General features: G+C 38.1%; 26 protein-coding genes. 1 reads left to right on the top strand and 25 read right to left on the bottom strand.

Annotated elements, in window-relative coordinates; genetic code table 11:
• Window positions 1–120: 120 nt before the first annotated feature.
• From AOX59_RS15340 to AOX59_RS15270, 15 genes are all read right to left on the bottom strand, one after another.
• On the bottom strand, window positions 121–330 hold the full coding sequence (locus AOX59_RS15340) for a PepSY domain-containing protein (RefSeq protein ID WP_237049286.1): 210 nt from the start codon (window positions 328–330) through the stop codon (window positions 121–123).
• 378 nt (window positions 331–708) lie between these two features.
• Window positions 709–1,560 (bottom strand): polysaccharide deacetylase family protein, encoded by an 852-nt coding sequence (locus AOX59_RS15335; protein WP_068446768.1) that lies wholly within the window; start codon window positions 1,558–1,560, stop codon window positions 709–711.
• A gap of 194 nt (window positions 1,561–1,754) precedes the next feature.
• Window positions 1,755–2,438, bottom strand: coding sequence for an N-acetylmuramoyl-L-alanine amidase family protein (locus tag AOX59_RS15330; RefSeq protein WP_237049285.1), 684 nt, complete (start codon window positions 2,436–2,438; stop codon window positions 1,755–1,757).
• 246 nt (window positions 2,439–2,684) lie between these two features.
• Window positions 2,685–4,484 carry a sensor histidine kinase gene (locus tag AOX59_RS15325; protein WP_068446766.1) on the bottom strand — a complete coding sequence of 600 codons (1,800 nt, stop codon included), beginning with the start codon at window positions 4,482–4,484 and terminating at the stop codon, window positions 2,685–2,687.
• Window positions 4,481–5,167 carry a response regulator transcription factor gene (locus tag AOX59_RS15320; RefSeq protein WP_068446765.1) on the bottom strand — a complete coding sequence of 229 codons (687 nt, stop codon included), beginning with the start codon at window positions 5,165–5,167 and terminating at the stop codon, window positions 4,481–4,483. Before AOX59_RS15320 ends, AOX59_RS15325 begins: the two co-directional genes overlap by 4 nt.
• A 187-nt stretch (window positions 5,168–5,354) precedes the next feature.
• The gene (locus AOX59_RS15315) at window positions 5,355–5,570 is read right to left on the bottom strand and encodes a DUF3231 family protein (protein WP_068446764.1); all 216 of its coding nucleotides are present in this window, start codon (window positions 5,568–5,570) and stop codon (window positions 5,355–5,357) included.
• The gene (locus AOX59_RS15310) at window positions 5,552–6,100 is read right to left on the bottom strand and encodes a DUF3231 family protein (RefSeq protein ID WP_068446763.1); all 549 of its coding nucleotides are present in this window, start codon (window positions 6,098–6,100) and stop codon (window positions 5,552–5,554) included. The genes AOX59_RS15315 and AOX59_RS15310 overlap by 19 nt, the downstream gene beginning before the upstream one ends.
• 157 nt (window positions 6,101–6,257) lie before the next feature.
• On the bottom strand, window positions 6,258–6,632 hold the full coding sequence (locus AOX59_RS15305; RefSeq protein ID WP_068446762.1) for a DoxX family protein: 375 nt from the start codon (window positions 6,630–6,632) through the stop codon (window positions 6,258–6,260).
• Window positions 6,633–6,842: 210 nt separating this feature from the next.
• A complete protein-coding gene (locus AOX59_RS15300; RefSeq protein ID WP_068446761.1) occupies window positions 6,843–7,385 on the bottom strand; it encodes a DUF5412 family protein in 543 nt (180 codons plus the stop codon).
• Window positions 7,386–7,468: 83 nt separating this feature from the next.
• A complete protein-coding gene (locus AOX59_RS15295; protein ID WP_068448393.1) occupies window positions 7,469–7,774 on the bottom strand; it encodes a hypothetical protein in 306 nt (101 codons plus the stop codon).
• 208 nt (window positions 7,775–7,982) lie between these two features.
• Window positions 7,983–9,161, bottom strand: a complete 1,179-nt coding sequence (locus AOX59_RS15290) for a hypothetical protein (protein WP_068446760.1) — start codon at window positions 9,159–9,161, stop codon at window positions 7,983–7,985.
• Between the two features lie 154 nt (window positions 9,162–9,315).
• Window positions 9,316–10,797: an ATP-binding protein gene (locus AOX59_RS15285; protein ID WP_237049284.1), complete on the bottom strand. Its 1,482-nt coding sequence runs from the start codon at window positions 10,795–10,797 to the stop codon at window positions 9,316–9,318.
• A gap of 201 nt (window positions 10,798–10,998) precedes the next feature.
• Window positions 10,999–11,442, bottom strand: a complete 444-nt coding sequence (locus AOX59_RS15280) for a VOC family protein (RefSeq protein WP_068446758.1) — start codon at window positions 11,440–11,442, stop codon at window positions 10,999–11,001.
• A gap of 305 nt (window positions 11,443–11,747) precedes the next feature.
• The gene (locus AOX59_RS15275; protein ID WP_156418726.1) at window positions 11,748–12,998 is read right to left on the bottom strand and encodes a transposase; all 1,251 of its coding nucleotides are present in this window, start codon (window positions 12,996–12,998) and stop codon (window positions 11,748–11,750) included.
• Window positions 12,999–13,116: 118 nt separating this feature from the next.
• On the bottom strand, window positions 13,117–13,617 hold the full coding sequence (locus tag AOX59_RS15270; protein ID WP_082684229.1) for a DinB family protein: 501 nt from the start codon (window positions 13,615–13,617) through the stop codon (window positions 13,117–13,119).
• A gap of 478 nt (window positions 13,618–14,095) precedes the next feature.
• On the opposite strand from AOX59_RS15270, the gene AOX59_RS15265 reads away from it, so the two are divergent.
• Window positions 14,096–15,601 (top strand): transposase, encoded by a 1,506-nt coding sequence (locus AOX59_RS15265; RefSeq protein ID WP_068448388.1) that lies wholly within the window; start codon window positions 14,096–14,098, stop codon window positions 15,599–15,601.
• A 161-nt stretch (window positions 15,602–15,762) separates the two neighbouring features.
• Here the strand turns inward: AOX59_RS15265 and AOX59_RS15260 are convergent, their stop codons facing one another.
• From AOX59_RS15260 to AOX59_RS15215, 10 genes are all read right to left on the bottom strand, one after another.
• Window positions 15,763–16,455, bottom strand: a complete 693-nt coding sequence (locus AOX59_RS15260) for a type II CAAX endopeptidase family protein (RefSeq protein ID WP_068446757.1) — start codon at window positions 16,453–16,455, stop codon at window positions 15,763–15,765.
• 49 nt (window positions 16,456–16,504) lie between these two features.
• Window positions 16,505–16,732 carry a hypothetical protein gene (locus AOX59_RS15255; RefSeq protein ID WP_068443442.1) on the bottom strand — a complete coding sequence of 76 codons (228 nt, stop codon included), beginning with the start codon at window positions 16,730–16,732 and terminating at the stop codon, window positions 16,505–16,507.
• A 1-nt stretch (window position 16,733) separates the two neighbouring features.
• Complete coding sequence (locus AOX59_RS15250; protein ID WP_156418648.1) at window positions 16,734–17,447, bottom strand: ABC transporter permease; 714 nt, start codon at window positions 17,445–17,447, stop codon at window positions 16,734–16,736.
• Window positions 17,444–18,169 (bottom strand): ABC transporter ATP-binding protein, encoded by a 726-nt coding sequence (locus AOX59_RS15245; protein ID WP_237049283.1) that lies wholly within the window; start codon window positions 18,167–18,169, stop codon window positions 17,444–17,446. Before AOX59_RS15245 ends, AOX59_RS15250 begins: the two co-directional genes overlap by 4 nt.
• Window positions 18,156–18,821 carry a TetR/AcrR family transcriptional regulator gene (locus AOX59_RS15240; protein WP_218917905.1) on the bottom strand — a complete coding sequence of 222 codons (666 nt, stop codon included), beginning with the start codon at window positions 18,819–18,821 and terminating at the stop codon, window positions 18,156–18,158. The genes AOX59_RS15245 and AOX59_RS15240 overlap by 14 nt, the downstream gene beginning before the upstream one ends.
• Window positions 18,822–19,066: 245 nt before the next feature.
• Window positions 19,067–20,323 (bottom strand): ABC transporter permease, encoded by a 1,257-nt coding sequence (locus tag AOX59_RS15235; protein WP_068446755.1) that lies wholly within the window; start codon window positions 20,321–20,323, stop codon window positions 19,067–19,069.
• Window positions 20,316–21,218: an ABC transporter ATP-binding protein gene (locus AOX59_RS15230; protein WP_068446754.1), complete on the bottom strand. Its 903-nt coding sequence runs from the start codon at window positions 21,216–21,218 to the stop codon at window positions 20,316–20,318. The genes AOX59_RS15235 and AOX59_RS15230 overlap by 8 nt, the downstream gene beginning before the upstream one ends.
• On the bottom strand, window positions 21,202–22,128 hold the full coding sequence (locus AOX59_RS15225) for an ATP-binding cassette domain-containing protein (protein ID WP_068446753.1): 927 nt from the start codon (window positions 22,126–22,128) through the stop codon (window positions 21,202–21,204). Before AOX59_RS15225 ends, AOX59_RS15230 begins: the two co-directional genes overlap by 17 nt.
• The gene (locus AOX59_RS15220; protein ID WP_335338755.1) at window positions 22,125–22,505 is read right to left on the bottom strand and encodes a GntR family transcriptional regulator; all 381 of its coding nucleotides are present in this window, start codon (window positions 22,503–22,505) and stop codon (window positions 22,125–22,127) included. The genes AOX59_RS15225 and AOX59_RS15220 overlap by 4 nt, the downstream gene beginning before the upstream one ends.
• Window positions 22,492–23,238, bottom strand: coding sequence for a hypothetical protein (locus AOX59_RS15215; protein ID WP_068446752.1), 747 nt, complete (start codon window positions 23,236–23,238; stop codon window positions 22,492–22,494). The genes AOX59_RS15220 and AOX59_RS15215 overlap by 14 nt, the downstream gene beginning before the upstream one ends.
• Window positions 23,239–23,393: the final 155 nt, after the last annotated feature.

Genomic DNA, 23,393 nt, shown 5'->3' with positions numbered 1-23,393 from the left:
CGCGTAAATATTTAGAAACTGTTTATTGCACTCAGGATTTGCACCGTTTACATAGCGCTCACATGTTTCCCGTCGAAGTAATCAATGAAACATTGCTCCTACACTTCTAATCACTATTAATTAATCAAGGTCCTCTTGTTCGACTTTTATAACATTGCCATTATTGGCATTAACTTCTACCTCGTACACCATATTTTGTGATGTTAGTATGAAGATTTCATAGACAAGAACACCATGCTCTAAATCCATATCAACATGAAGAATTTGGCCAGGAATCCTTTGAAGAGCAATATCTTGTGCCTGTTGCACCGTTAACCTTTGTCTAAACATAAAATCGATTCTCCCCATTTATGTAGTCATTCATCATAAGTACAATATGTTTTAGACAAATTAAAGGTGCAATTCAAAGTTGAACTTACTCCATTAAATGACCCGATTCTGAAGGACGTCACCTTATTCCCTAAGCACCAGTTAATGGAAGATTTACTTGAAATATTCTCGACCCTACACCTATCTTCTTCGCTCGGATCTTGAATCCTTTTCTTCCACTCCCCAACACTCGGTGTTTTTGATTCCCGGGTATTTTTCCACGTTAAATTTCGGATCTTTTCCTTGTTTTCGCTGTTCTGTGTAGTCATTGAGTACAGTCATTGCCGTTTTTGTGCTGGGGGAGACTCACTTAACTCTCCCCTTCAATTCTTGTTTATCCTACTCCTGTATGGATATTCGATGACAACGTTGATAACAGTTAAAGTTATATGGTTGTGTGTTTTCTTCAATTTTTTTAGTTTGAAATCCATGTTCTGATAGATAGTTTAATAGAATAGACAAGTGCTCAGCTGTATTTTGTTTATCATGCATAAGAATAATTGGCGTCACTCCTGCATTTACTAATTCTTCTATTTGTCCAATCACCGTATCTAGATATTGGTCACTGGATAAGGACCAATCCCTGCTGTCAACATTCCAATCCCACAATTTAAAACCATTGCTGTTTAAAACCTCCCGATATGATTTAGTCAAATACGGAACACTGCCATAAGGTGTCCGAATCAGATTGGACCTGACTCCTGTAATTTGTTGAAGTGTCTCCTGTGCGGTAGTTATTTCTTTAAGAGCAGACTGTTCAGATTTGTAAAAGTGGTTTATGTCGTGGGTCACACCATGTAAACCCACAGCATGACCTTGCTCTACGATTTTGTCTACAACTTCTGGTGATTCCCTCATAGAAGGTTCCAGCATGAAAAATGTTGCTTTAGCATTGAATTGGTGTAAAGTATCTAAAATATCTGTTGTTGCTGAAGTAGGACCGTCATCAAAGGTTAAATAAACAGTCTTTTCTGCATTTGGAGAAACGGATCCATTATTCGCCTCTGACTTATCTGATTTTGTTTTTCGGGAATCTGATAAATCTTTATATTCCGGGTGTAACTCAGCGCCTGGTGAATCTTTATATTCCAAATATGACTCAGCTGTTTTGTCATTAGGTTCTAAATCTTTACTACAGGCATAAAAAACAACCAAACAGCCAAGGAAAATAAATAGTATAAGCTTTTTCATGTAACGACCTCTATTCCATTTTTAATCTTGTAGATAGATTAATAAAGTGAGATAAAGACGAAATGAAGATGAAATGGATTTGAGCTAAAGATTGGATGAAATGTAAAAAGCCATCCAATTTAGTGACTTATAACGTCAGAAAATTGGATGGCATGCTGCGCTGTATATTGCTGTATTGATTTTTAGCCCTGGTCTTAAAACACCCCATTTAAAAAGCCTTGTTCATCCGACTGTTCTTTGTACTCTTTAATCCCTTCAACAATTGAAGCTGCGACACGTGATTGAAGATCGTCCGTACGCATTTCGGACTCGTCCGCGGGATTCGTCAGGTAACCTACTTCAATCAAAGCTGCCGGCATTTCCGTATCCCTTACGACGAACAGATCTTTCTTCTTGATTCCTCTATCCCTGAATCCGGTAGCTTCAACCACGTGTTTCTGTAACATCTGAGCAAACTGGCGGGAATTATTGTGGTAGTAAAATGTTTCGGTGCCTGAAACACTCGGATTGGAAAACGTGTTGCCATGAATAGATACAAATACATCCGCATTCAGTTTATTGGCATATTTTGGTCTGTAGCGGCTTTCCTGCGAAATAAAACTGTCATCTGTTCTCGTCATGAAAACTTCCATTTCCGATTCCTGCTCCAACAGTTTTTCCACTTTTTTTGACAAACTTAACGTAAAACGCTTTTCATATTGGCCGCTGGCGCCTGTTGCCCCGTTATCTTTACCGCCATGCCCCGGATCGATTACAACCTTAAAAGCTGTATTTTTGTTATTACTGCTATTGACCTCAGCATTATTGTTGTTATCGGAATTGCCGGAGCAAGCCGATAAAATCAGGGTTGGAAATATGAGCAATGTCACAACCAACATATTCCGTGTCCTGTGATTTCTCCCGTTTTTCCGTTGAAATACCATCTTTCATCTATCCTTTCTTTTTCAAAGCATCTTTGTACGTTTTAAAGATTAATAGACAGATGTAAAGATTAAGTGCAGATAAGGTCAATACCGTATAAAAATTTCGCGACTGAATAAAATCGGCTTTGCGGAGATTCCGCACAAAAAAAGCCATCTGTTCAAACCCATTGAACGGATGGCTTACATTATTAATAAAAATATCTACTCTTTTTTATTCAAATAGAAGTAAAACAACACGCCTTCTTCTGTATTCATTACCCCATACTGCACACCATGAAGTTCTAAAATATTTTTTGAAATAGCGAGCCCTAAGCCCGTACTTCCTTCCGAACGACCGCGAGACGTATCACCACGATAAAAACGATCCCATATTTTCTCTAAATGTTCTTCTGCGATAGGAGCCCCGTTATTTTCCACACTTACTTTTACACGATCCTGCTCTTCTATCGTGGAAATCCTAATGTTTTTATTTTTCGGTGTGTAACGAATCGCATTGGTAATAAAGTTCGTAATCACTTGTTCAATCCGATGCTGATTTGCAACAACCTTTGTCCCGGACAGGTGTTTATGAACATGTAATTGCTTGTTAACGATGTCTAAAGCTAATTGTTCGCAAATATGCTCGATAACCTGATCAATATAGAAGACATCCATTTCCATTTTGTACGTGCCGGATTCAAATTTTGCCAATTCGAGCATATCGACAATGAGCATATCCATTTTATCGACTTCTTTTGCCATTGCGTTAAAATAATAATCTTTTTTATCCTTAGCGACACCATCTTCTAAAATGGAGATACAGCTCTTCAATATACTTAAAGGTGTCTTTAATTCATGTGACACACCGGAAATAAATTCTTTACGTGTATGTTCCAGTTGTTTTTCCTTCTCGATATCCTCCTGCAATTGATTAATATGCGAATGCAGCGTGGTCGAGAGGCTATTAATATTGTGTGATAATGCACCAATTTCATCTTTTGACCTGACAGGTATTGTCTCGGAAAAGTCCAAATTGGCAATCTTGCTTGTCGTATCGTTTATTTGCAGCAAAGGGTTGGCGATTTTTTTTGAATAATAAAAAGAAACCAGGACAATCAGGAGCAGAACAAATATAATTAAGTATACATAATAGTCTTCCAACATTTGTACAGCTTCATCAATTGGCTGTAATGACGTCATAGAAAAAATATAAGCCATGTCACCATTCACATCTTTTATCGGTCTGATTAATATTTTGTAGTTAATATTATTTTGCTCATAGTCCATTGTTTTCGCATGGCCATTATAATTATCATTAAATAGCAGATTCACTTGAAATTGTTTGATTTGTTCGATAAACACACGATTTGTGTAAATAGTTGAACGTACGGATTCTGCAGGTAATTGTAATTTCTTAATTTTTCCCGTTAAATATATCCGCGACTCTCCTGCTGGTGAAGGTTCTATTTTAGCGGGTTCTGTTTTAGTGCTGTTTCCATATAACTCTTCCGACAGCAGCTTATTCTCTAATACAAAATTCGTGTTCCGTCTGGTTAAAATGGCAGGAACTATTGTATCATCTTTCATTACCCCATCAATCATAATACGCTTTCCTTGTTCTAAATCAAACTTGACCCTTTCCAAATCTTCTAAACCGATAAAACTGTACAAAGGGATGGTAATATCACGATTAACGAGATCCTTTTTCGGAGAAACATCTGAATGAATTTTCACAGAAAAGTCATTTGAGTATTTAATATTTCCTGCACTATCCAACGTTGTAATCCACGTCGAATGTTCCTGGTAGAAATCCTGCTCCAGCCTTTTAATTGCCTGTACATTTTCCCCGGCCTTCAGGTATTCCTTCTTAAAAGATTCAATACTCGTTTTAATGTCATTTACCTTTTGGGTTGCATAATATTGCTTAAAAAATACAGTTTGTCCAATATAAATCGTTGCCAAAATGAGTATGCACAATAATGTTGTCAGCAAAAATAATTTTAATACAATGCCTTTTTTCATGTTATTCCCTCAAATTTATAGCCAGCTCGAATAACCGTGACAATACAATTTGCTTTAGTGCCTAACTTATACCGCAAATTACGGATGTGACTATTGATTGTGCGATCATCACCATCAAATTCATAGCCCCATACTTTAGTAATAAGTTGTTCCCTTGTAATAATAATCCCTTGATTTTGCATTAAATAGGTTAATATTTCAAACTCCGTGTATGTCAAAGTGATACTTTCCCCATCTACTGTCACTGTTCGTGTAGGGAATTGGACACAGATACCATTACTGATTAAAGTATCTTCATCAGGTAACTTACCTGCCCGGGCATAGCGGCTATCAATTAATCGTTTTACTCTGGCCAGCAAAATTGGCGGGCTGTATGGCTTTGTGACATAATCATCAGCACCTAATTCAAAACCTAGCAGTGTATCATCTTCATCCGCACGTGCTGTCAACATAATAATCGCCACATTGGAAGCTTTGCGTATTTTTCTGCAAACGGACCATCCATCTAACTCCGGCAACATAATATCCAGAATAATTAAATGTATGTCATGTTCTTCAAAAATAGCTAAAGCTTCATTTCCATCTACTGCTTCTAATACTTCATATCCTGCATCTAATAAATAATCCTTAACAACTTCACGTAAAATGTCTTCATCTTCTACAATTAATATTGATTTTTGCATTTGTCTCCCTCGCAATGTCTAAAAGGTTAGCACCTATAAAAAGATAGCATAACGATGTAAAGATTAGATAAAGATGTTAACTTTATATCATTCCTGATAAACCCTCTTGAGGGATCGTTGATGATTAATTGCAATACCCTACATTTAATTTTTACACGAAATCGAAATTTTTGGCTAGATCATATCTTTAAATAAAAGCGTTATTCAAGATAATGGGAATGTCATCTTCTTTCATGATTGAGCCAAATACCTCACAATGTTTTTGAGCAATTTCCTTGCTCCTTACAAGAAATTTTCTTACCTCTTTTGACTTTGCAACCTGACTGAATCCAATTATAGTGACTGTACCAAAAGCATTTCTTTGGAAGTTAGCAAATAGATTTGTTATTTCTGTACCTGCCAAAGGTCTCCTTTCTCCAAAATAACCATTTGGCTTTTTACAAAATCATAACTTTCAGGGGTTTCAAGAGTAGGGGGTCTGTCATACAGCCCTTTGGATAATAACAATTCCTTTGCTTGTCTAGTAATTTCTGTCATTTCTTTATGACCTTCAGCAAAATACCTATAAATATCTGCTCTAGTTGATAAGCTCAAACTTATGCTGTATGCCTGTGAAGCAATTTGCCCCACATTATGAAGGTAGCCTAGAAAAAAAGTATCAGCATAAAGTCTTGGAGCAGTTATGTCTACATCCTCATCCATTTTAAAACCATAAGGAATAGGATAATTTTCTTTGTTGAAAATACCTGTTAATGTTTCAATATGTCTATTGGTAACATCTATGGTATGTTGGATAACAGGTCTTATTTCCTCATCCTCAACTTTTGCTAAAAAGTATTTTAACTGACATATCAATGCAGTATCATTCATGTATGCTGTCCAAAGATGAGTAATTTCTGCCGATGTTAATTTGACATTCTTTTTAGGTTCCACAGGAGTCCCTCCAGTGTCTAGCTTATGTTACTCTTTAGGTATCCCCATTTTTCACCTTTGATATGTAACGTTATCTTCTTTTGTTCAATTAAATGGCCCTTATAAGCAAAAGTGGCACAAGTCTTATTCCGTTCTTGCGCTCCGTTTATGTAATAGTTTATCTGTTATTTTTTCTTCCCAGCGTTAATGCGCCAGCAACCAGTGGAAGTTGCAGGGGTAAACGTAACCATAGAATCCAAGGGTTCGCTTGTTTTCCCGGACGGAATGATATTCTTTTCACAGCCATGTATACATTTGCTGGAAAAACAGCAATCATAAAAAATGCTAAAAGTTTCCCTGTGATATGTTGCCCTTTTTTCACCCAAAGCAAGACGGAAAAGATCATTTCAAAAACACCTGAGACCAGCACAATGGGGCGTCGTAAGGGAAGTGTTTTCGGGACAATCTTACGGAAGCCTCGTTCATGGACGAAATGCAAGACACCAGCTCCAATTAATAGAATCGAATATAGTGTTCGAAAAAACACTTTCATATATATCCCACCTTTACCATTTGCTTTTTCATAACCCTTCCTGCACTTCAACCAAATTTCGCCTTCAATTCCAACTCAAGTAGTAAAATTGGCTCTGTCACTTATTCCGTTTTTGCGCCCAATTATTGAATAGTCGTTTTTTGATATTAGCTGGTATTGTTAAAAGGTGTTACTTACGTTGTACAAACTACAGCCACTCGAAAAGAAGCGCTAATAGCCATATGTTTCTCCCTCAGCTAAGTTCAAGGAATGATTGTTTATAGAAACTTTATGATCACTCATCCAGTTAACATCAATATTTTCTATACCTTCCTGGTAATAAATTCTTTTCTTGACCCATAGCGGGCCATCTATTTCGCCTCTTACGCCAAATGAACCTGTTGCCCCTGCATCAAAATAATAAAAATCAATAATATAATCACCATCAGGAGAACTCATTGTCTTTATTGGTTCATTTACCCCAATTGATGAAAAAAACGCTGTGAATGACATCGCCAGAAAAAGTGCCATAGCCAACAAAGGTGACAGGATTACTGTTATCCAGCTGCGTGTTTTGGCACGCCAGTTTCGTTTATCTTTAAAACCTATTATTCCTAAAACCAAGGCTGATAAACTCATTATAAGTAATACATAATTCGGAGGCGCAATTAACCAAGTGCTGTTGCTGTTAATAGTAGAATATAATGAGTAAATTATAAATATCAGGCAAGTAAGCATTAAATAAAAAGACCACAAATTAGTTTTTCTCTCCACAAACTCACCCCAATATAACCCCTATATAAATTACGGACGCAATGTCTTATTCCGTTCTTGCGCCTTTTCCGGAAGATAGCTATTTATGAATAACTTTCTGCTTCTTTACTATAAATTTCATAAGCAAAATACCCAAATAATAAACCTATTCCTGCTCCCAAGCCAATTGTAGTTAGTAAGGAGATTGGGAAAAATATGCTGAGAAGTACAGCAACAGCACAACCAATCACCATTCCAAGTGGTATTAAACTATCTAATAAATTTTGGGCACCTTTTGATTTTTTCTTACCCAGCGTACCTTTCTTATATTTATGTTTCATCCTTATAACTACAAATACTGCAATCCCACCCGCTATTACAACAGGTAGTAAAATACGCACAATTTCCAAAGCTAAGCCCACCTAGAACCCTCCCCTCTTTCGCCTTTTAACTGATTCGATTTTAACATAATTTATTCCGTTAAATGGACCTTATATGCGAATATTGGCGCAATTCTTATTAGATAATCGTGCCCGATTATTGAAAATTATATTGCTATTATAATTTCGCGTCTAGTATTTCTATTTCACTCAGAAAATGTATCAATATTAATACCAATCAGTCATTGGGTTCACCTTTATTCCACATTTCGATTTCTCCGTATCTCCAGACAAGCGAACGTTTAAAAAAGCTGTAAAAGCTATCAACTCTCCTACATACATGTAATAATTCAGACTCTGAAGTTATGTTTTCAATATCGGGAAGAAATTCGGGCAGATAGATATACATATAACTCCCAGTGTATTCGACTCCAAGTTCCCAATCCCGTTCAGTGAAGGGGCTGATTAGTTTCAGAACCTTATCCAATTCCCTGTTCAATACATCACCAGTGATATATACATCGTAACCTCCCCTGGTAACATGGTAGTTATAAAAATCCATTTTTGACTGCTTTCCAGCGGGAGCAATATAAAAATTATTCGAGATATCTGAATTAAATTCTTTTACATCTGGCATTTGTAAGTTCCAAAGAATTCCAATATTACTTTTTCTCTCGTCATAGACATTTTTCTTTTGCTTGTATACATAAGAAATTGTGTCAAATAATAAATCGTCGTTTACAGGGTGTGGTGCTTCATAGTAATTTTCAATTGTTACCTTATCCCCTTCCACCGAATCAAAAACGTGTTTCCGACCAAATGAAGTATTTTTTGTTCTTTTCGTTGTATAGTGCACTTGAAAAAATCGTTTATTCCAATAATGCAATAACATTTTATAGATTGCTAAACTGTCGCTTTTCGATTTTTTTCTGCTATTCTGACTTTTATCTACTTCGTCCCATCCCAGCCAACGACCTACTTTTTCATAGATAACTGGGTTTTCAGGAACGCGGAATTCCGGCATTTTATGTAAGCTCTCAACCTGATACCGCTTTGTCAACTGCTCATACATCTCGGTAAGTTCGTCTTTGCCGTGTTCATGTATGATTTCTTCATACTCTTTTCGGCTTATATTCATCTTCTTTATATATCGCTTACCAGACCAGGCTGACAGAGAAACAAATCCCCAAAGCATACCCATTATCATTGAGTAGAAAAGAAACAAAACAATGAAAAGGAACAAATAATCCAACCCAGATGCGTCCCCTCTAATTAAAGGGATACTGAATAATATAAGTATGACGAAAAAAAAGATAAGACCACGATAATAATAATGTCCAAATCCTTTATCCAGAAATTTTTTATTCTTATCAATAACTGTTATATTATGAATCTCTTTTTTTGTTAAATTCAACATCCTTTTCCTCCTTCATACACAGTACAAAGCCGGCCCTTACATGCGATATTGGCGCTAAGTCTTATTAAAGATTAGCGCCCGTTTGCGGAAGATTGATTTGAAGATCTTGTAAAAGTAAAGCACCCTTTAGTTGAAGGGGACTTTGTAATTATTACTAAGAGAATTGTTTTTTCTTTTTATTCAATGCATTAGTGAGCTTAGTCATGAATTCTGGATTATTTACAATAAGCAACATGATTTGTTTTCTTGCACGGGTAACTGATTGATAAAACATTCGTTCGGGGTCATAATGATTTTTTCGTATTACAGCAAGACCACCATCTTCACGATAGTAAAAAGTAGATCCTACTAAAACAAGAACCTTATCAAACTCTTGCCCCAAAACACCATGCGCATTTAATCCTCTGTATAGTCTCATCTTTTCTATTAACTGGCCGTTCCAATTTTCTCCTGTATAGTCGATAACCTGCCATCCCTCTATTTCCAAGCCTTCTGCAAATCCTCTAGCTTGACTAATATCATTAAAGTAGTGAATAGATATGTTATCGGTATTATTGCAGTACTTCATATAATTTAAGTTAAATAAACCTTTAATAAAGGCACCAAGCTCTTTATTTGTTCTAATCTTTTTACTTAGTTTATATTCTTCAATGTCTTCCAGGGTCATGAGTGTACTTTTATTATCATAATCCCATTCTTGAAGAGAGAGAATTTGCTTTGGATCAATCGAGAAAATGCAGAATACATCATTTGCAATTACATATCTAATAAGATAGTCAAGTTGGTGAGGTCTCATTCTTTGAGTCTCATCAATAAAAATAAATTTTGGTTTGATGTGTTCAATCTCTTTACAGTCTTTAATAGGAATAATTTTCCATTTATATTGGTGCTTCAATTTCAAATGCCCCATATTTAAGGTTCCGGTATGAATAATGACAGTATTATAATCCTCAATAAATTCTTTTGCTAAATCGTAGAGCAATAATGTCTTTCCTGTTCCTGGTAGACCCTCTATAATTGTAAATTTTGCGGAACCCTTTAAAATAGCTTCCTTAAACTCCTGTTGTTGTTTAGTCAAAAAGTAAGAGCCACTATTGAATCTTTCACTATCATTGAAAGGGGACACCAGATAATCAGATGGATCAAATAATTCATCTAAATTCGAATGGTGCTCCAACTTTTGACTGGACAATAGCTTTTCAAATACATCAAATTGTATTTGCTGAAAGTTTTCATTATCATCTAGTTGATAAAGACTGTTATGTTCTGCGACATAAGTAAATGACTTTATTTTCTTGCCTAAGGAAGCTAAATAATATCGATTCATAATTAGTTGTTCCTTTGCATCATCTACTTTCAAGATAGATTTTATTTCAACATTTAAGATATAGTTTTCTCCAAATCTAAGTAAATCGAATTCTTTGTCTATTTGGGGTATCTTGTAACCCAAATAAAAATATCCAAAATATTTATCTTCAATTTCTAAGTTATCTATAAACATTGAAATCTGTTCTATTTCATCTTTTCTTAAATCAAAATCGAAAAAGCTCAAAAGTTCATTAAAAGTCTCTTCTGATAAAGAGTTATAACTGCTTACTAAAGAGTTTAAATCCATTGGTTTTTTCAAAAGCCTCACCTACGCATTTTTATTCCTCTATTTAGTATATTTTACCATATAACTATAGTTAATAGTCCCACTCTTTTGATCTAACTCTCTTGGGTAATAAGAAAAATGCGTCTCCACTTATTGTAGAAACGCGCCCTTTAATTGAAGACCGGTATTCGTTGTAAAACGAGTGCCATCTATTACCGATTGGATTAATGGTGATTTTTAAATCTAATCTTTAATGATCAACATGTTTGAGTCATCGAATTCCCAGTTTGAGCCGTAAGCAACCTCCCAATAATAACCATCAGGGTCGATGAAATATCCTCCATATCCTCCCCATGATAATTTTTTGGGCTCCTTCACAACCCTGGCACCGACTTTTTTTACTGATTGAAGAATATCATCAACCTCAGTTTCAGATTTCGCATTATAAGCAAGGGTGATACCCGAGAAACCCCCTTCTGATAATTCGGGAGGATTTTCCTCATTGATATCCTTTGCCAATTCTTCAATTGGAAATAACTCTAACTTTGATCCTTCATTCTTAAAGAACACAATAACGGGTTTTTCCTCATCACCTGTGACCGACGCTTCAAAACCGATGTCGCGGTAAAATTTCAGCGATTTTCCAATATCTCTTACACCTAAAGTAATGAGATTAATTCTGTTCATACAAACATCAACTCCTTTATATAAATTCTTTAAGAGAATTCAACAAATTAATAAATTTTCCTGCGCACTATTCGATTATCCCGCCCTATTCTTAAAGATTGAAATCCGATAGTTTATTCGCTTTCTCTTAGAAGGCCGGTGAAAAAAGTCAGAGGCAAGAGAATAAGCCCGGTTAACAGCAAAATACCGTGGACTCGATATTTCAGCAAGTACCATACAAAAGTTGGCACAAAGGTAAAAGTGCTAATATCTGATTTTATATTTTCAGGATATACAGTAGGACGTCATATTATTTTTAGCTGAAATTATAGTTTTTCATCCACCAAAGATGCGTACAAAGATCCGAATTTTTCCCGGATTCTCTTAAAAATAAAGGAAATAAAGTGATTGTCGTGGTTTCTTTCATCCCGATTTTTCGTTTCAGCGCATGCTGAAACACCGGTCCTGGGCCTTTTACCTTTGAACCGGCTTAACTTCTTAAGATTTTGAACGATGGCGGTACAGAGTGCTTGTTCCTGCATACAGTCCAGCCCTCTGCTGTTGGCACGATCCAGCCCATGTACTGTTTTAGCTTCGGCGAAACCATGTTCACACTGGACACGCTTATTCTGGATGTCTTGATATTTGCCGTCAATCTGGACTTGTTTTGCTTGATTTTTAGTCCTGACTTCATCTGCTTTTTCCTGACGTTTTCGCTGCTGCTCTGGATTGTGGGTTTTCCTTTGCCAAGTCGGGATCTCTTCCAATTCATGATTTCGCAATGAAACTAAAGGAATGATGCCTTGAGAAATCAGATATGCCAAATACGCCGGTGTGCCATAAGTCTTGTCACCTGACAACGTCTGTATATGGGTTTGCGGATGCTGAAAACGAACGGCTGCCAAGTTGTGCACAAGGTAACGCGGATGGGCTTCCTGACCTTTACTCTTCTTGTACAGTCGGGCATCCGGGTCTGTCGTACTCCGATGGGTTTGATTCGAAAACGTTTTGCCATGAAAGTCCTCATGGCTGGTATTTTCCTGAAGCTGATCCGATTGATCTTCAATGGTTTGAACTGGGGCCAGCTCTATTTCTTCCAGACTGTGGATGGACGCGTTCGCACGCACTTGTGTGCCGTCCACACCGGCATGAACATCTGGGCGAACGAGGCCGGAAGCAATGCACTGATTAACGACTTGCATCATGGTATCATCAAAAATACCGTGGCGACGCCAAAGTGCTCTTGTCTTAACAAGTGTGGTCCGATCGGGAAGAGAAGACTCAAAATCCAGGCCGCAAAACCATAGGTAGCCTGCATGCATGGGGAATGTTTCAAACAGTTCCCGTTCCGAGTGATTAAATAGATACTCCAGTACAATCAGCCGCACGACCAATTCAGCATTTGTAGATGGTCGGCCTGTTTTTTCGGAGTAGAGGGGTTTTACCCAATCATGAACGGCTGAAAAGTCAATCACATCTTTCACCCTTCTCAGGATGTGGTGCTCGGGAACGAGATCCTCCATATCAATATATTGAAACATGCTGGGTTGAACGTGATTTTGCTTTGGTGAATGCATAAACGGACCATCCTTTTATAAGTGTTCTACAGACAATATTCGACATTAAGCAGGGAAATTCCTGGCACAGTTCGACTTTTTCACCGGACTTTTAGGTGATTAACACCACTGCTGCTTTTTAATGGAGAAAAAATACATAATCCGTAGGTACGCCTTTTTGACCTTGTTGACGTAGCATCGCGGTTACATTTCCACGATGGTAGGTTCCATGGTTCACAACGTGGTGAATAAGATCGGCAAGTATGAACTCATTGCGACCATGTCGAGGGTGTTCAGTAATGATGGTTTGTTCTAGATTCTGCTGCTCTGCAAAATAGCTATAGTATTCCTTAGATAATTCATCATAGAATTCCTTGAGCTCATCTATCGATGCCTCTGATGCTTCTGAACGGAGGCGCTCAACTTTTTCAACTGTATCCTGAAAACTGCTTTCTTTCATTGTCTCCAACCAAGTAATGTCTACAACATAAATATGTACCATAACATCTAAAACCGATGGGAAGACGCTTTCAACATTACCGTTATAAACGCGTTCTGGTAGTTGTTTCAAATGATGGAACACTTGCTGGTTAGCCCATACATGGTAATCGTACATTTTTTTTGCCCGATGATTTTCCACTTGATCACTCCTTGTTTAAAATTGGAAAAATTATTAATCATCATTCCATGTTTCGATTGATTGCAAATGCAGATAGAGTTACGTTTCATTCTTTTTATATCTTTTATGTACCAATATCCCCAACACCAATACACTTAGCATTATAATAAACAAGTATGATAAGTAGAGAGTCATGAAACCTCCAACGTTTCATCAAACTCTAAGAGTGCGACATCCGGATCATACACACCTCCCATAGAGATATATAGACTCTCGGTATTCACCGAGTCAGACGGCTCAAGGTTTTCTTGAGTCATCTTCTTTATGATTCCTCCCACATTTCGTGGGAGATTTTTATTCTCAAAATAATATGAACTGGAAATTGGCGTTCAAATTATTTTCTAAAAACAGATCCAAATACCCTTGACTTTTTGAAATTACCCCAAAAATCGCGGTAGAAGGGAATTTTTCCTTACTAACCATGATTGGGGTGTTTATTTTGAAACCAGTTTTTGTACCACACGCAACTTATCAGGATTTCGTGATGAATCAACTCCGGGAGCATTATTCCGGTGGTATCCTGACACTGGTTAATGATGACTGGCCCGTTATCACCAAGCTTTGGATGACGGATCTTTCCGAAATAACGAAGATGATTGGTGACATTTATGGAAAACGAGGCCCAGCTCCCCAAGATCCGGCTTCCATGATGCGTTCCTATCTCCTTCTGATTCTGACGAATCCGACGATGAGCGTTACGAAATGGGTTGATGAGCTTAAACGGGTCCCCCTTTATGCCATCCTAAGCGGTTTTGAACCAGGCAATACTCCCGGGATCGGCACGTTTTACGATTTTTTTGCGCGTCTATGGGGGAGTAAGAAAAAGAATCGAACCCATAAAACCAAAAGTAAAAGAAGCCGTAAACGAAAACCCAAAAAAGGCAAGAAAGGTGGCAAAGCGCCAACAACCACGCCTGGACGTGTCAAAAGGCTGGTCGAATGGATTATTCCTAGACTCGATCAGAAACAGGAACTTCCGGCTGACCGTCTTTTCGATTTCTTTCAATCCCAAATCCTGACGATTTCGGCTAAACTGGGACTCCTCGGGGATGTAGAACAACTGAATGTTGCAGGCGATGGTACACCTGTTGTGACGGCATCCTACACCCGAAGCAAGCCCACTTGTGATTGTCGCGCCCAAGGTATAGCGAACTGCAAGCATCCACGTGTCTACGCCCAGCCCGACTGTGATGGCGGTTGGGACAGCTCACGTGAGAAATACTTTCACGGCTATCATCTTTACATGATCAATGCTTGCGACAGCCCGTATGACTTGCCCTTATATCCGCGTCTGAACAGGGCATCGTGCCACGACTCAGTCGGCTTTATCGTCAGTTGGGCTGAATTTTCGCAGCGGTTCAACTCGGGCGCGATCGACAAGATTCTTTTGGACGCTGCACATGATGCCTATGCCATTTATGAAATGATCGATCACCAGCAAATGGAGCCCATCATCGACCTGAACAAACGGGCCAAAAAGAATTTGGAAACAGACAGCGATATTCAACTATCACCTGAGGGTGTTCCAATCTGCCCGATTGGCAAGAAAATGAAGCCGAATGGCTATGACCATACGCGACACCGGCAAAAATGGCGATGCCCACTGGCGTGCGGGGCAAACAACACATGTGAAACGCCCTGTTCAACTGCCAAATATGGCCGGACGTACCACACATACACCAAAGAAAATAGGCGTCTATTTCCCAAATTATCAAGGGAAACGGACCGATGGAAAACGATCTATAAAAGCCGCACGTCCGTTGAACGCTCCAACAAGCGGGAAAAGGTTGATTACCACCTGGAGGCCGGCAGACATCGCTCCACGATGATGTGGTATGTCCGTATTTACGCTATCATGATGTGTCAGCACATCGATGCCTGGTATGATCACAGAAAGGATGAATTGGCATTTCTTAAACAACACATTTTTACTCCAGCAGTCTAACTCTTTTGTCTAGCTCTTTTTAAAAAATCAAATGGGCCCGGCTTATTTGGCATGCCTTTTTTGAAAATGGCATGAAAACAATATCCATTTAAGAAAATCATCACCTATTTCCAGTGAATTTTTAACAATTCCTTAATTTTCACTCCGGAAACTCCGAGAGCCTATATATATCTTGCTACCTCTAAATATATGACATGAAAGATCATACTCATCCACAGTGAACCTGTATACTTTCTGTACAATTGTAAAGCAATGCCAAATGAAATGAGTAATATGAGATAATCCAGCGTTACTGCAAATGGATTACCAAAGAATATTGACGACAGTGCCATCACTACAATCGGTACACAGACAAAGATTAACGGTTGTAATACCAACGAGATGATAAAACGAAACTTCTTATTCAACTCGTTAAATATAAGTCCGCGGATAAAGACTTCTTCCGGGAATGCCTCATACAAAAATGCAATGATTGAATTAATTAACACGGCCATTACAACATTTGTTGTTAAATTTAGACTGACATTGTCTATACCACCAAATAGATATGCTGTCGCAATTCCTGTGATCAGTAATATAAAGGGCAAAGATACCCCTACGATGAATTTCGATTTTGAATGAACACCCTTCATCCCAATATTTTTTATCACGTCTGGATTTTTTCTCTTAAGAATATATATCACTGCAAGCGTTAATCCTGTAAATATTACACCTTGGAGTAGCATACCTGCTTGCCGGTTCATACCTTGATTTTCTATCAAAAAACGTCCAATATTACCGGAAACAAAAAGAAAAAAAGACACCAGTAAGAAATACAAAAATAAATGGCTAAAACTAAAATTTTCCATCTTCATCCCATAACAATTCCCCCTCAATTGAAATCAATTCCAATATTGAATGATTTTACTGACTAATAATTTGAAAAACACCACTTAACACAGAAAGGATTCCAATTCCCAAACAAATTGACCCCGTTATTTTTATTCTTTGTTTCTGTTTTTCAGACTTTCGTATGATTAGGAACAACCCTATAAAAAACAACAGAATGCCTGCTGCAACACTCAGTGTATAAAGCTGTGTATCGATACTTTCAAGTACATGATTAATCTGCTGCTCTACGTTCTGCTCCATATCATTCCACCTCCATATGATTGACATTATAAATAAGTAACATAATAGTCAAAGCGGCAGCCATCATTGCTATTATAGTCATAATCACGGAGGCATCGTAATCAGGCAAGGAATACGCAACAACGTTACAGGACAGGGATGACAAAATAATTGCGGATATAAGTGCAGCAGGTATGGATTTTTTGATAAATCCTATTCCTGTCGCTACAATGCTTATTGACCCAGTTAAAGTAGCCATGATAAAAGTTGTTATAATGGCATCTTGTATAAAAGCCGTTGTGATTGTTTCTTCTACAATAGGATATATTAATTCGGTGATTCCAAACGTTGAAAATACAATGAGGTTACATGCTGCCATTGACAAGGAGATGAATAAAAAAACAACAGCCAATTTCACCAGAAGAATCTTTTGACGTCTGATTGGATAAGAGAAAAGTAAGATTAAGCGCTGACCTGAATATCCATCAATGATAAAACGTGAATACATGACAGAAGCAAGGATGGAAAATGCTGTCATATGGACAACCCCATATAATTTCACAACATTCGTGTATCCAGAGAAAATCAATAAGTCAGGATCATTCGGTTCAAGTTTTGGTGCATATGCAAATAAATAGATAAATCCCATCATAACGATTGAAATAAGGATAGCTGTCTTGATATAGGTACGCATTTTGATTTGCTTTAATTCAAGTTTCATTAATTCGACCATCATTTACCCCTTAATACGTGAAAAAAGTAATTTTCCAGTCCATCAGGATATTTATTTTTAATCGTGTTAAGATCAACTTCTTCTACAACCGTTCCATCAGCAATGACACCAATCGTATCCGCAATATGTTCAACTTCGCTTAAAATGTGACTGGACAATAAAATTGTCATATTATTGTTATCAGCAAGAGACCGGAATAATGATCTCATGTCTCGAATTCCCAGAGGATCCAATCCGTTGGTTGGTTCATCTAAGATTAAAATCTTTGGTTTATGTACGATTGCCCGCGCAATCCCTAAACGTTTTCGCATCCCCATTGAAAACTGAGAAACAGGCTTATCACCTGTAACATTTAATCCGACATCCTTGAGAACCGAATTAATATCACCATCTTTCATCCCCATATAAGAAAGATGAATCTCTAAATTAACTTTACATGACAAATGTTCATAAAAGACAGGTGTTTCAATCATACTGCCAATATTCCTTAACAGTTTCTCTCTATATTTAAAGCTATTCATCCCCAAAACCTCTATCCTCCCGGCAGTGGGTGAAAGCAATCCTATTAAAAGCTTAAAAACAGTTGTTTTACCAGCTCCATTTGCTCCTAAAAATCCATAAACCGAATTTCTGCGGACAGACATATTACAGGATTTAATGACTTCCTGCTGGTTAAATGTTTTGATTAAATTTTCAACATTTACTGCCATTTTACGATCCATCATATCTGTCCACGTCTGAATATAGTTCCTGCAGAAGCCTTTTGGAATTCTGAAGGATTTGTTCATTCATAATATCCACTCCCATTCCTTTCATCATTAATTGAAGAAATTTCAATCGCCGTTCCAACTGTTCTTCACTGCATTTGAAGATTACTGGATCACACCAGATATTAAACAATAAAACAAATGATTCCGCACACTCATCCGGGTATTTAGTCGTAATGGACCCATCAGCATTTCCTTCTTTGATAATATTAGCAATAATCGGTGCGCTTTTATTAACAGAATCTTTCATGGCTGACACAATAAAATCTGAGCTTTTCATTTGTGTACTAAATGCATGGTCAAGAGAATGTGCCTTCTGATCAGCCAAGTCTTTTTCTAACAGATGAGTTAATTTTTCTTTTGCAGACTGAGCATGAATTTCATGCAACCATTGTTCAACTGTTTCTTCCACTTGATTTGATTTATGTTCCCTAACAGCTTTGATAATGTCTTTCTTCGTCTTGAAATGATAATAAATTGCTCCCTTGGACATTTCAAGAGCCTCGGAAATATCCTGAATACTTGTTTTCTCAAAACCTTTTTCAATAAAAAGCCGCGTTGAAACAGCAATAATTTTTTCTTTTGTTTCTTTTGAATTATATTTTCTCATCAACTGTCGCACCCTCCAAAACCGGATGACCGGTATGTTTATTGTTACATAATCTTACTGATTTGTCAAAAATTTTTCAACAATCTTTTTGGGGAAGTCAAAATCGTATAAGGACAACACCTTTGTGAAAATTAATATTGATTTTGTGACTACATCAAATATACATACCGTAATGTTAATCTTCAACAAAATGGCCCTATTCAGAAGGACACACTATTCGATTAGCGCGCCCGTTTGTTTAACAATTAGTTTTCTTTTTCAGACATGGTGAGCGCCTGTTTTATTCCGTTCTTGAATGAAAACTTGCCGTACATCAACACGCCGCCTTTGTATATACGTGCCGCAAGAATATTAATGAGGACAGCACTCAGTATTAATATGCCAATAATCAAAATGACTTCCCATATAGGCACAGTTCCCATTCCAATTCGCAGGAATAAAAGCTGCGGCGTGAAAAAAGGAATATAAGACAAAATTTGAATAAACGTACTATCCGGTGTGTTTAATCCAAAGATAGCGATAAAAAAGGCGATCATGGCCAGAAAGACCAATGGCTGAATGGCCTGGTTGACTTCTTCTGCGCGGCTTACAAGGGCTCCAAGCATCGCGGCAATACCGCCGTACACAAAATATCCGAGAACAATAAAGAAGAATGCATATAACAACAGTGACACATCGGTGACGCCACTTAGGATAGATTGAAGCATATCATCACCACTTATCATAAACCCTATGATTCCAGCAATGACTAAAGACGCTAGATTAATGAGACCAACAATCCCAATCCCCACTAACTTGCCAAACATTTGCACAATTGGGTTTACGCTGGAAACAATGATCTCCATTACCCGGGATGATTTCTCCGTGGCGACTTCCGTTGCAATGATCGAACCGAGGGTAATGACGATAAGATAAATAACAAACACAAGGCCATAAACCATCCAATAAGCTTGCCTGTCTGTTTCCTCAGTTCGCACTTCCTCACCCTCTATCAGGGACTCTGCCGTAAAAGAAACAGGGGCATTAATCATAGCAAGTTCTTCTTCATTTAAATCAAGTTGATTCGTAACGACGGATTTTTTTATGCGCTGTACATCCTGGTTTACTTCCTGGCCTGCCATGTGATCACTTCCGCCGCCAAAAAATTCCACCTCCAAATTGGCCGCATCTCCATTCAGTGTCAGTACGAAATCATATGCTTCGTTTCTTGCTGCTTCTAAAGCATCTTCCCGATTTCCATCCGTATAGTGCTGATAATCATATGTTCCTTCTTCGTAAGCTTCAAGCATCTCAGCCATCGCATCATCACTATTTGTATTATCGACAACAGCAATAGTCGACGGGCTTTCCCCGCTTTCATCATTTGAAAAGGCTGACATAATGTTATTTGCATTTACCATTCCGATTACAAGCAGCATCATGATGACAGTTGACCATAAAAAAGCCTTTGACTGGATTCGTTGGCTAACCGTATGTCTGACAGTAATCCAAAAATTACTCATCCGTATCCCCTCCTGCTTTGTCGACAAATATATCGTGCAAGGATGGCTCTTCTAATTCGAATTTACGAACAAAGCCTTCTTCTGCGATCGCATAAAAAAGATCTTCAGCAACTTTCTCATTTTCTACCTGTACGATTGCGCCATCTTTAGTTTTTTCTAGACTGATAACTCCCCGAATGGATTCTAAATACCGTAAATGATTATCTGAATGTATGATGACATTTTTCATTCCATAAGACCGCTTAATTTCTCTTAAATTCCCATGCAGCACGACTTCCCCACGTTTTAACATAACAAGATCTTCACACAGCTCTTCTACATTTCTCATCTGGTGGCTGGAAAAAACGATCGTTGTGCCAGCTTCCTGGAGATCCAGCACCGCTTTTCTCAGCATATCGGTGTTTACCGGATCAAGACCACTAAATGGTTCATCCAAAATCAAAAGTTCGGGTTGATGCAGGACACTCGCAATAAATTGGATTTTTTGCTGATTCCCTTTCGATAATTCCTCTACCTTTTTATTCTCATACTCTTCAATGTCAAACTTTCTCAGCCACTCACGCAGAGACTTGATAATATCATGTTTTTTCATCCCTTTTAATCTCATCAAATAGAGCAGTTGTTCTTTCACCGTTAGCTTTGGATACAGTCCTCTCTCCTCCGGAAGGTAGCCAATGACGTTCGTACGCTTGTATGAAAGGGGGCTCCCTTTCCAGGTCACAGAGCCTTCTGTCGAATCCAAAAGCCCTAATATCATGCGAAACGTCGTTGTTTTTCCTGCTCCATTAGCCCCCAGCATGCCAAACATACTGCCTTTTTCTATCGTTAGCGTGACACCATCCACCGCTTTATGTTGACCGAATTCCTTTTTTACATTATCAATCATTAATGTCATCCGATATTACTCCCCTTTCTTTTTCCATTTCGAAAGTGTTCCTTTCTTCGTTAAGAATGAGCGGAAGAGATTCATAGAGATCTAAGGTGGTTCGTTTCACCACTTCTGCTCCTCTGTTTGCTAACCATGTCTCCGTTTCTGGTGCATTATTTGTAATAATTTGAAGCGCGGGCTCTGTCAGAACCTTCTTCACACCCGGGGCATCCTCCATATCTTCCATTGGTTTTGTCAGCCAGATTCGTTTCCACTGTTGTCTAAGCGTGTCTTTTTCGATAGGAGTGGATGCTTTTCCATGTTTCATAATCACAACGAAATCGGCGAGACGACCTACCTCACTGGCAACATGGGTGGCAAAAACAATGCTGCATTGAGGATTTCCCTCCATTTTGGAAAGAAGTATTTTCTCAAACTGAGTCTGCCCTTCCATATCTAAACCCGCGAACGGTTCATCAAGGAGAAGAAATGACGTTTCACGACTGAGTTGCAAGGCAATAACTGCTTTTCGCTGCATTCCAACGGAAAGATCTTGAATTCTTTTATTCATTGGCAGTTTAAACTGCTGAATGTACAATTGAAAGAGAGCTTCGTTCCAGGTCTCATCATGAGCAGCTTGAAAATCACGTAATTGCTGTAAACGAAAAGGGTGAAATTCCGGAAAGGATTGCGGTACATAACTGAAGGAAGCTTTCCCTTCTATATGATGACTGTTGTAGCCAAGAATATTCGTTTCTCCTTCTCCAGGATAATCCCCACTTAACGCCTGAAAGAAGGTTGTTTTCCCCGCACCATTATTCCCGATCACTGCTGTAACGGTGCCTGTTGGTATTTCCAGATTAATTGGACCAAGAGTGAAATCATTCCCTACTTGTCTGACAATGTTTTTACACGTGAGCGTATGCATAGCGTTCATCTCTCCTCCTTCAAAACGATTTTCAATAATTTCTCAATCTCCACATCTGTGTATTCATGTTGGCGAGCAGTTTTAACCGCTTGCCGTAATGCATCTTGTACCGCTTTTTCCTTTAATTGGGACCGCTTCTCCTGCTCTACTTCTTGAACATAAGTTCCCTTCCCGCGATGCGTTTTTATATAACCCTCTTGTTCCAGATTTTGATACGCCCGCCGTGTCGTAATAACACTGCAACCTAGTTCACTGGCAAGAGCACGGATCGACGGAAGGACTGTATCCGCCGGCAAGTACCCGGACACAATAAGTGCTTTTACTTGTTCTTCGATTTGATGATAGATCGGTTCTTGGCGATCTTCATCCACTTCAATCGGAAGCACTATAAGTATCCCCCTTCCGATTGATTCGTTTACCACCTAACCATAAGACGGAAATGCAGGTAATCATAACAATTAGAGCAGCGATAACTAAGCTAAGAATCGGAAACTCATCTGCCAAATAAACAGAAAACACCATAAACGTGTCGTCAAATGGCACAAGCCAAATCCAGATAATGACATAAAACAATAACATCAGAAAGATATGTAAATAAGCCTGGCTGTATAATTGAACACGTTTTTGATAGCGGACACCAATTTCATCTAGCGCAGTTGATGTGGATATAAAAGCAATCGCAGCCCACAGAGCAAGAAAACTATAGAAAGACGAATCGGTAAACGAAAACGGTAGGACATTTTGAAATATCGCCATGAGACTTATCGCAATGACAATAATCAACGGGGCCTGTATACCTTTTACCATGACCCTGCTCATAAAAATTTTATGCTCAGAAATCGGAAGACGCCTTGCGTAAGTATAAAAAGGAGTCGACCATGTCGTTGGTGGTAATTCCGTTAACGTAAAACCTCTTCCATGCACATTACCAACCCAAATCATGATTGTTAATAAAAAACCAAAATCAACAAACCCTTTAAAAATATTCATCTCCGCTTCAGCACCTGCAAGCGCATAAAAGATTACGGCAAAAGCTAAACAAGTACCAAAGCCGTTTGAAAAACTGCGCATATCCGTCTGTTTCCATTCAAATACCGATAGACGAAGAACTTCTTTCATTGTTTCACAACTCCTGACAATTGTTCATGTGTTTATATTTATATATACAGTATAACACATAACATCCATATATCAACTTAATTTTTTAGAAACAAAAAACACGCCCAGCTAGACGTGTTAAAAATTTTTCTCATTAGAATAAATGTTCAGTTCAT

Source organism: Lentibacillus amyloliquefaciens, from assembly GCF_001307805.1.
In the GTDB taxonomy this organism is placed as follows: domain Bacteria; phylum Bacillota; class Bacilli; order Bacillales; family Amphibacillaceae; genus Lentibacillus; species Lentibacillus amyloliquefaciens.
This window is presented reverse-complemented; position numbering and strand designations above follow the sequence as displayed.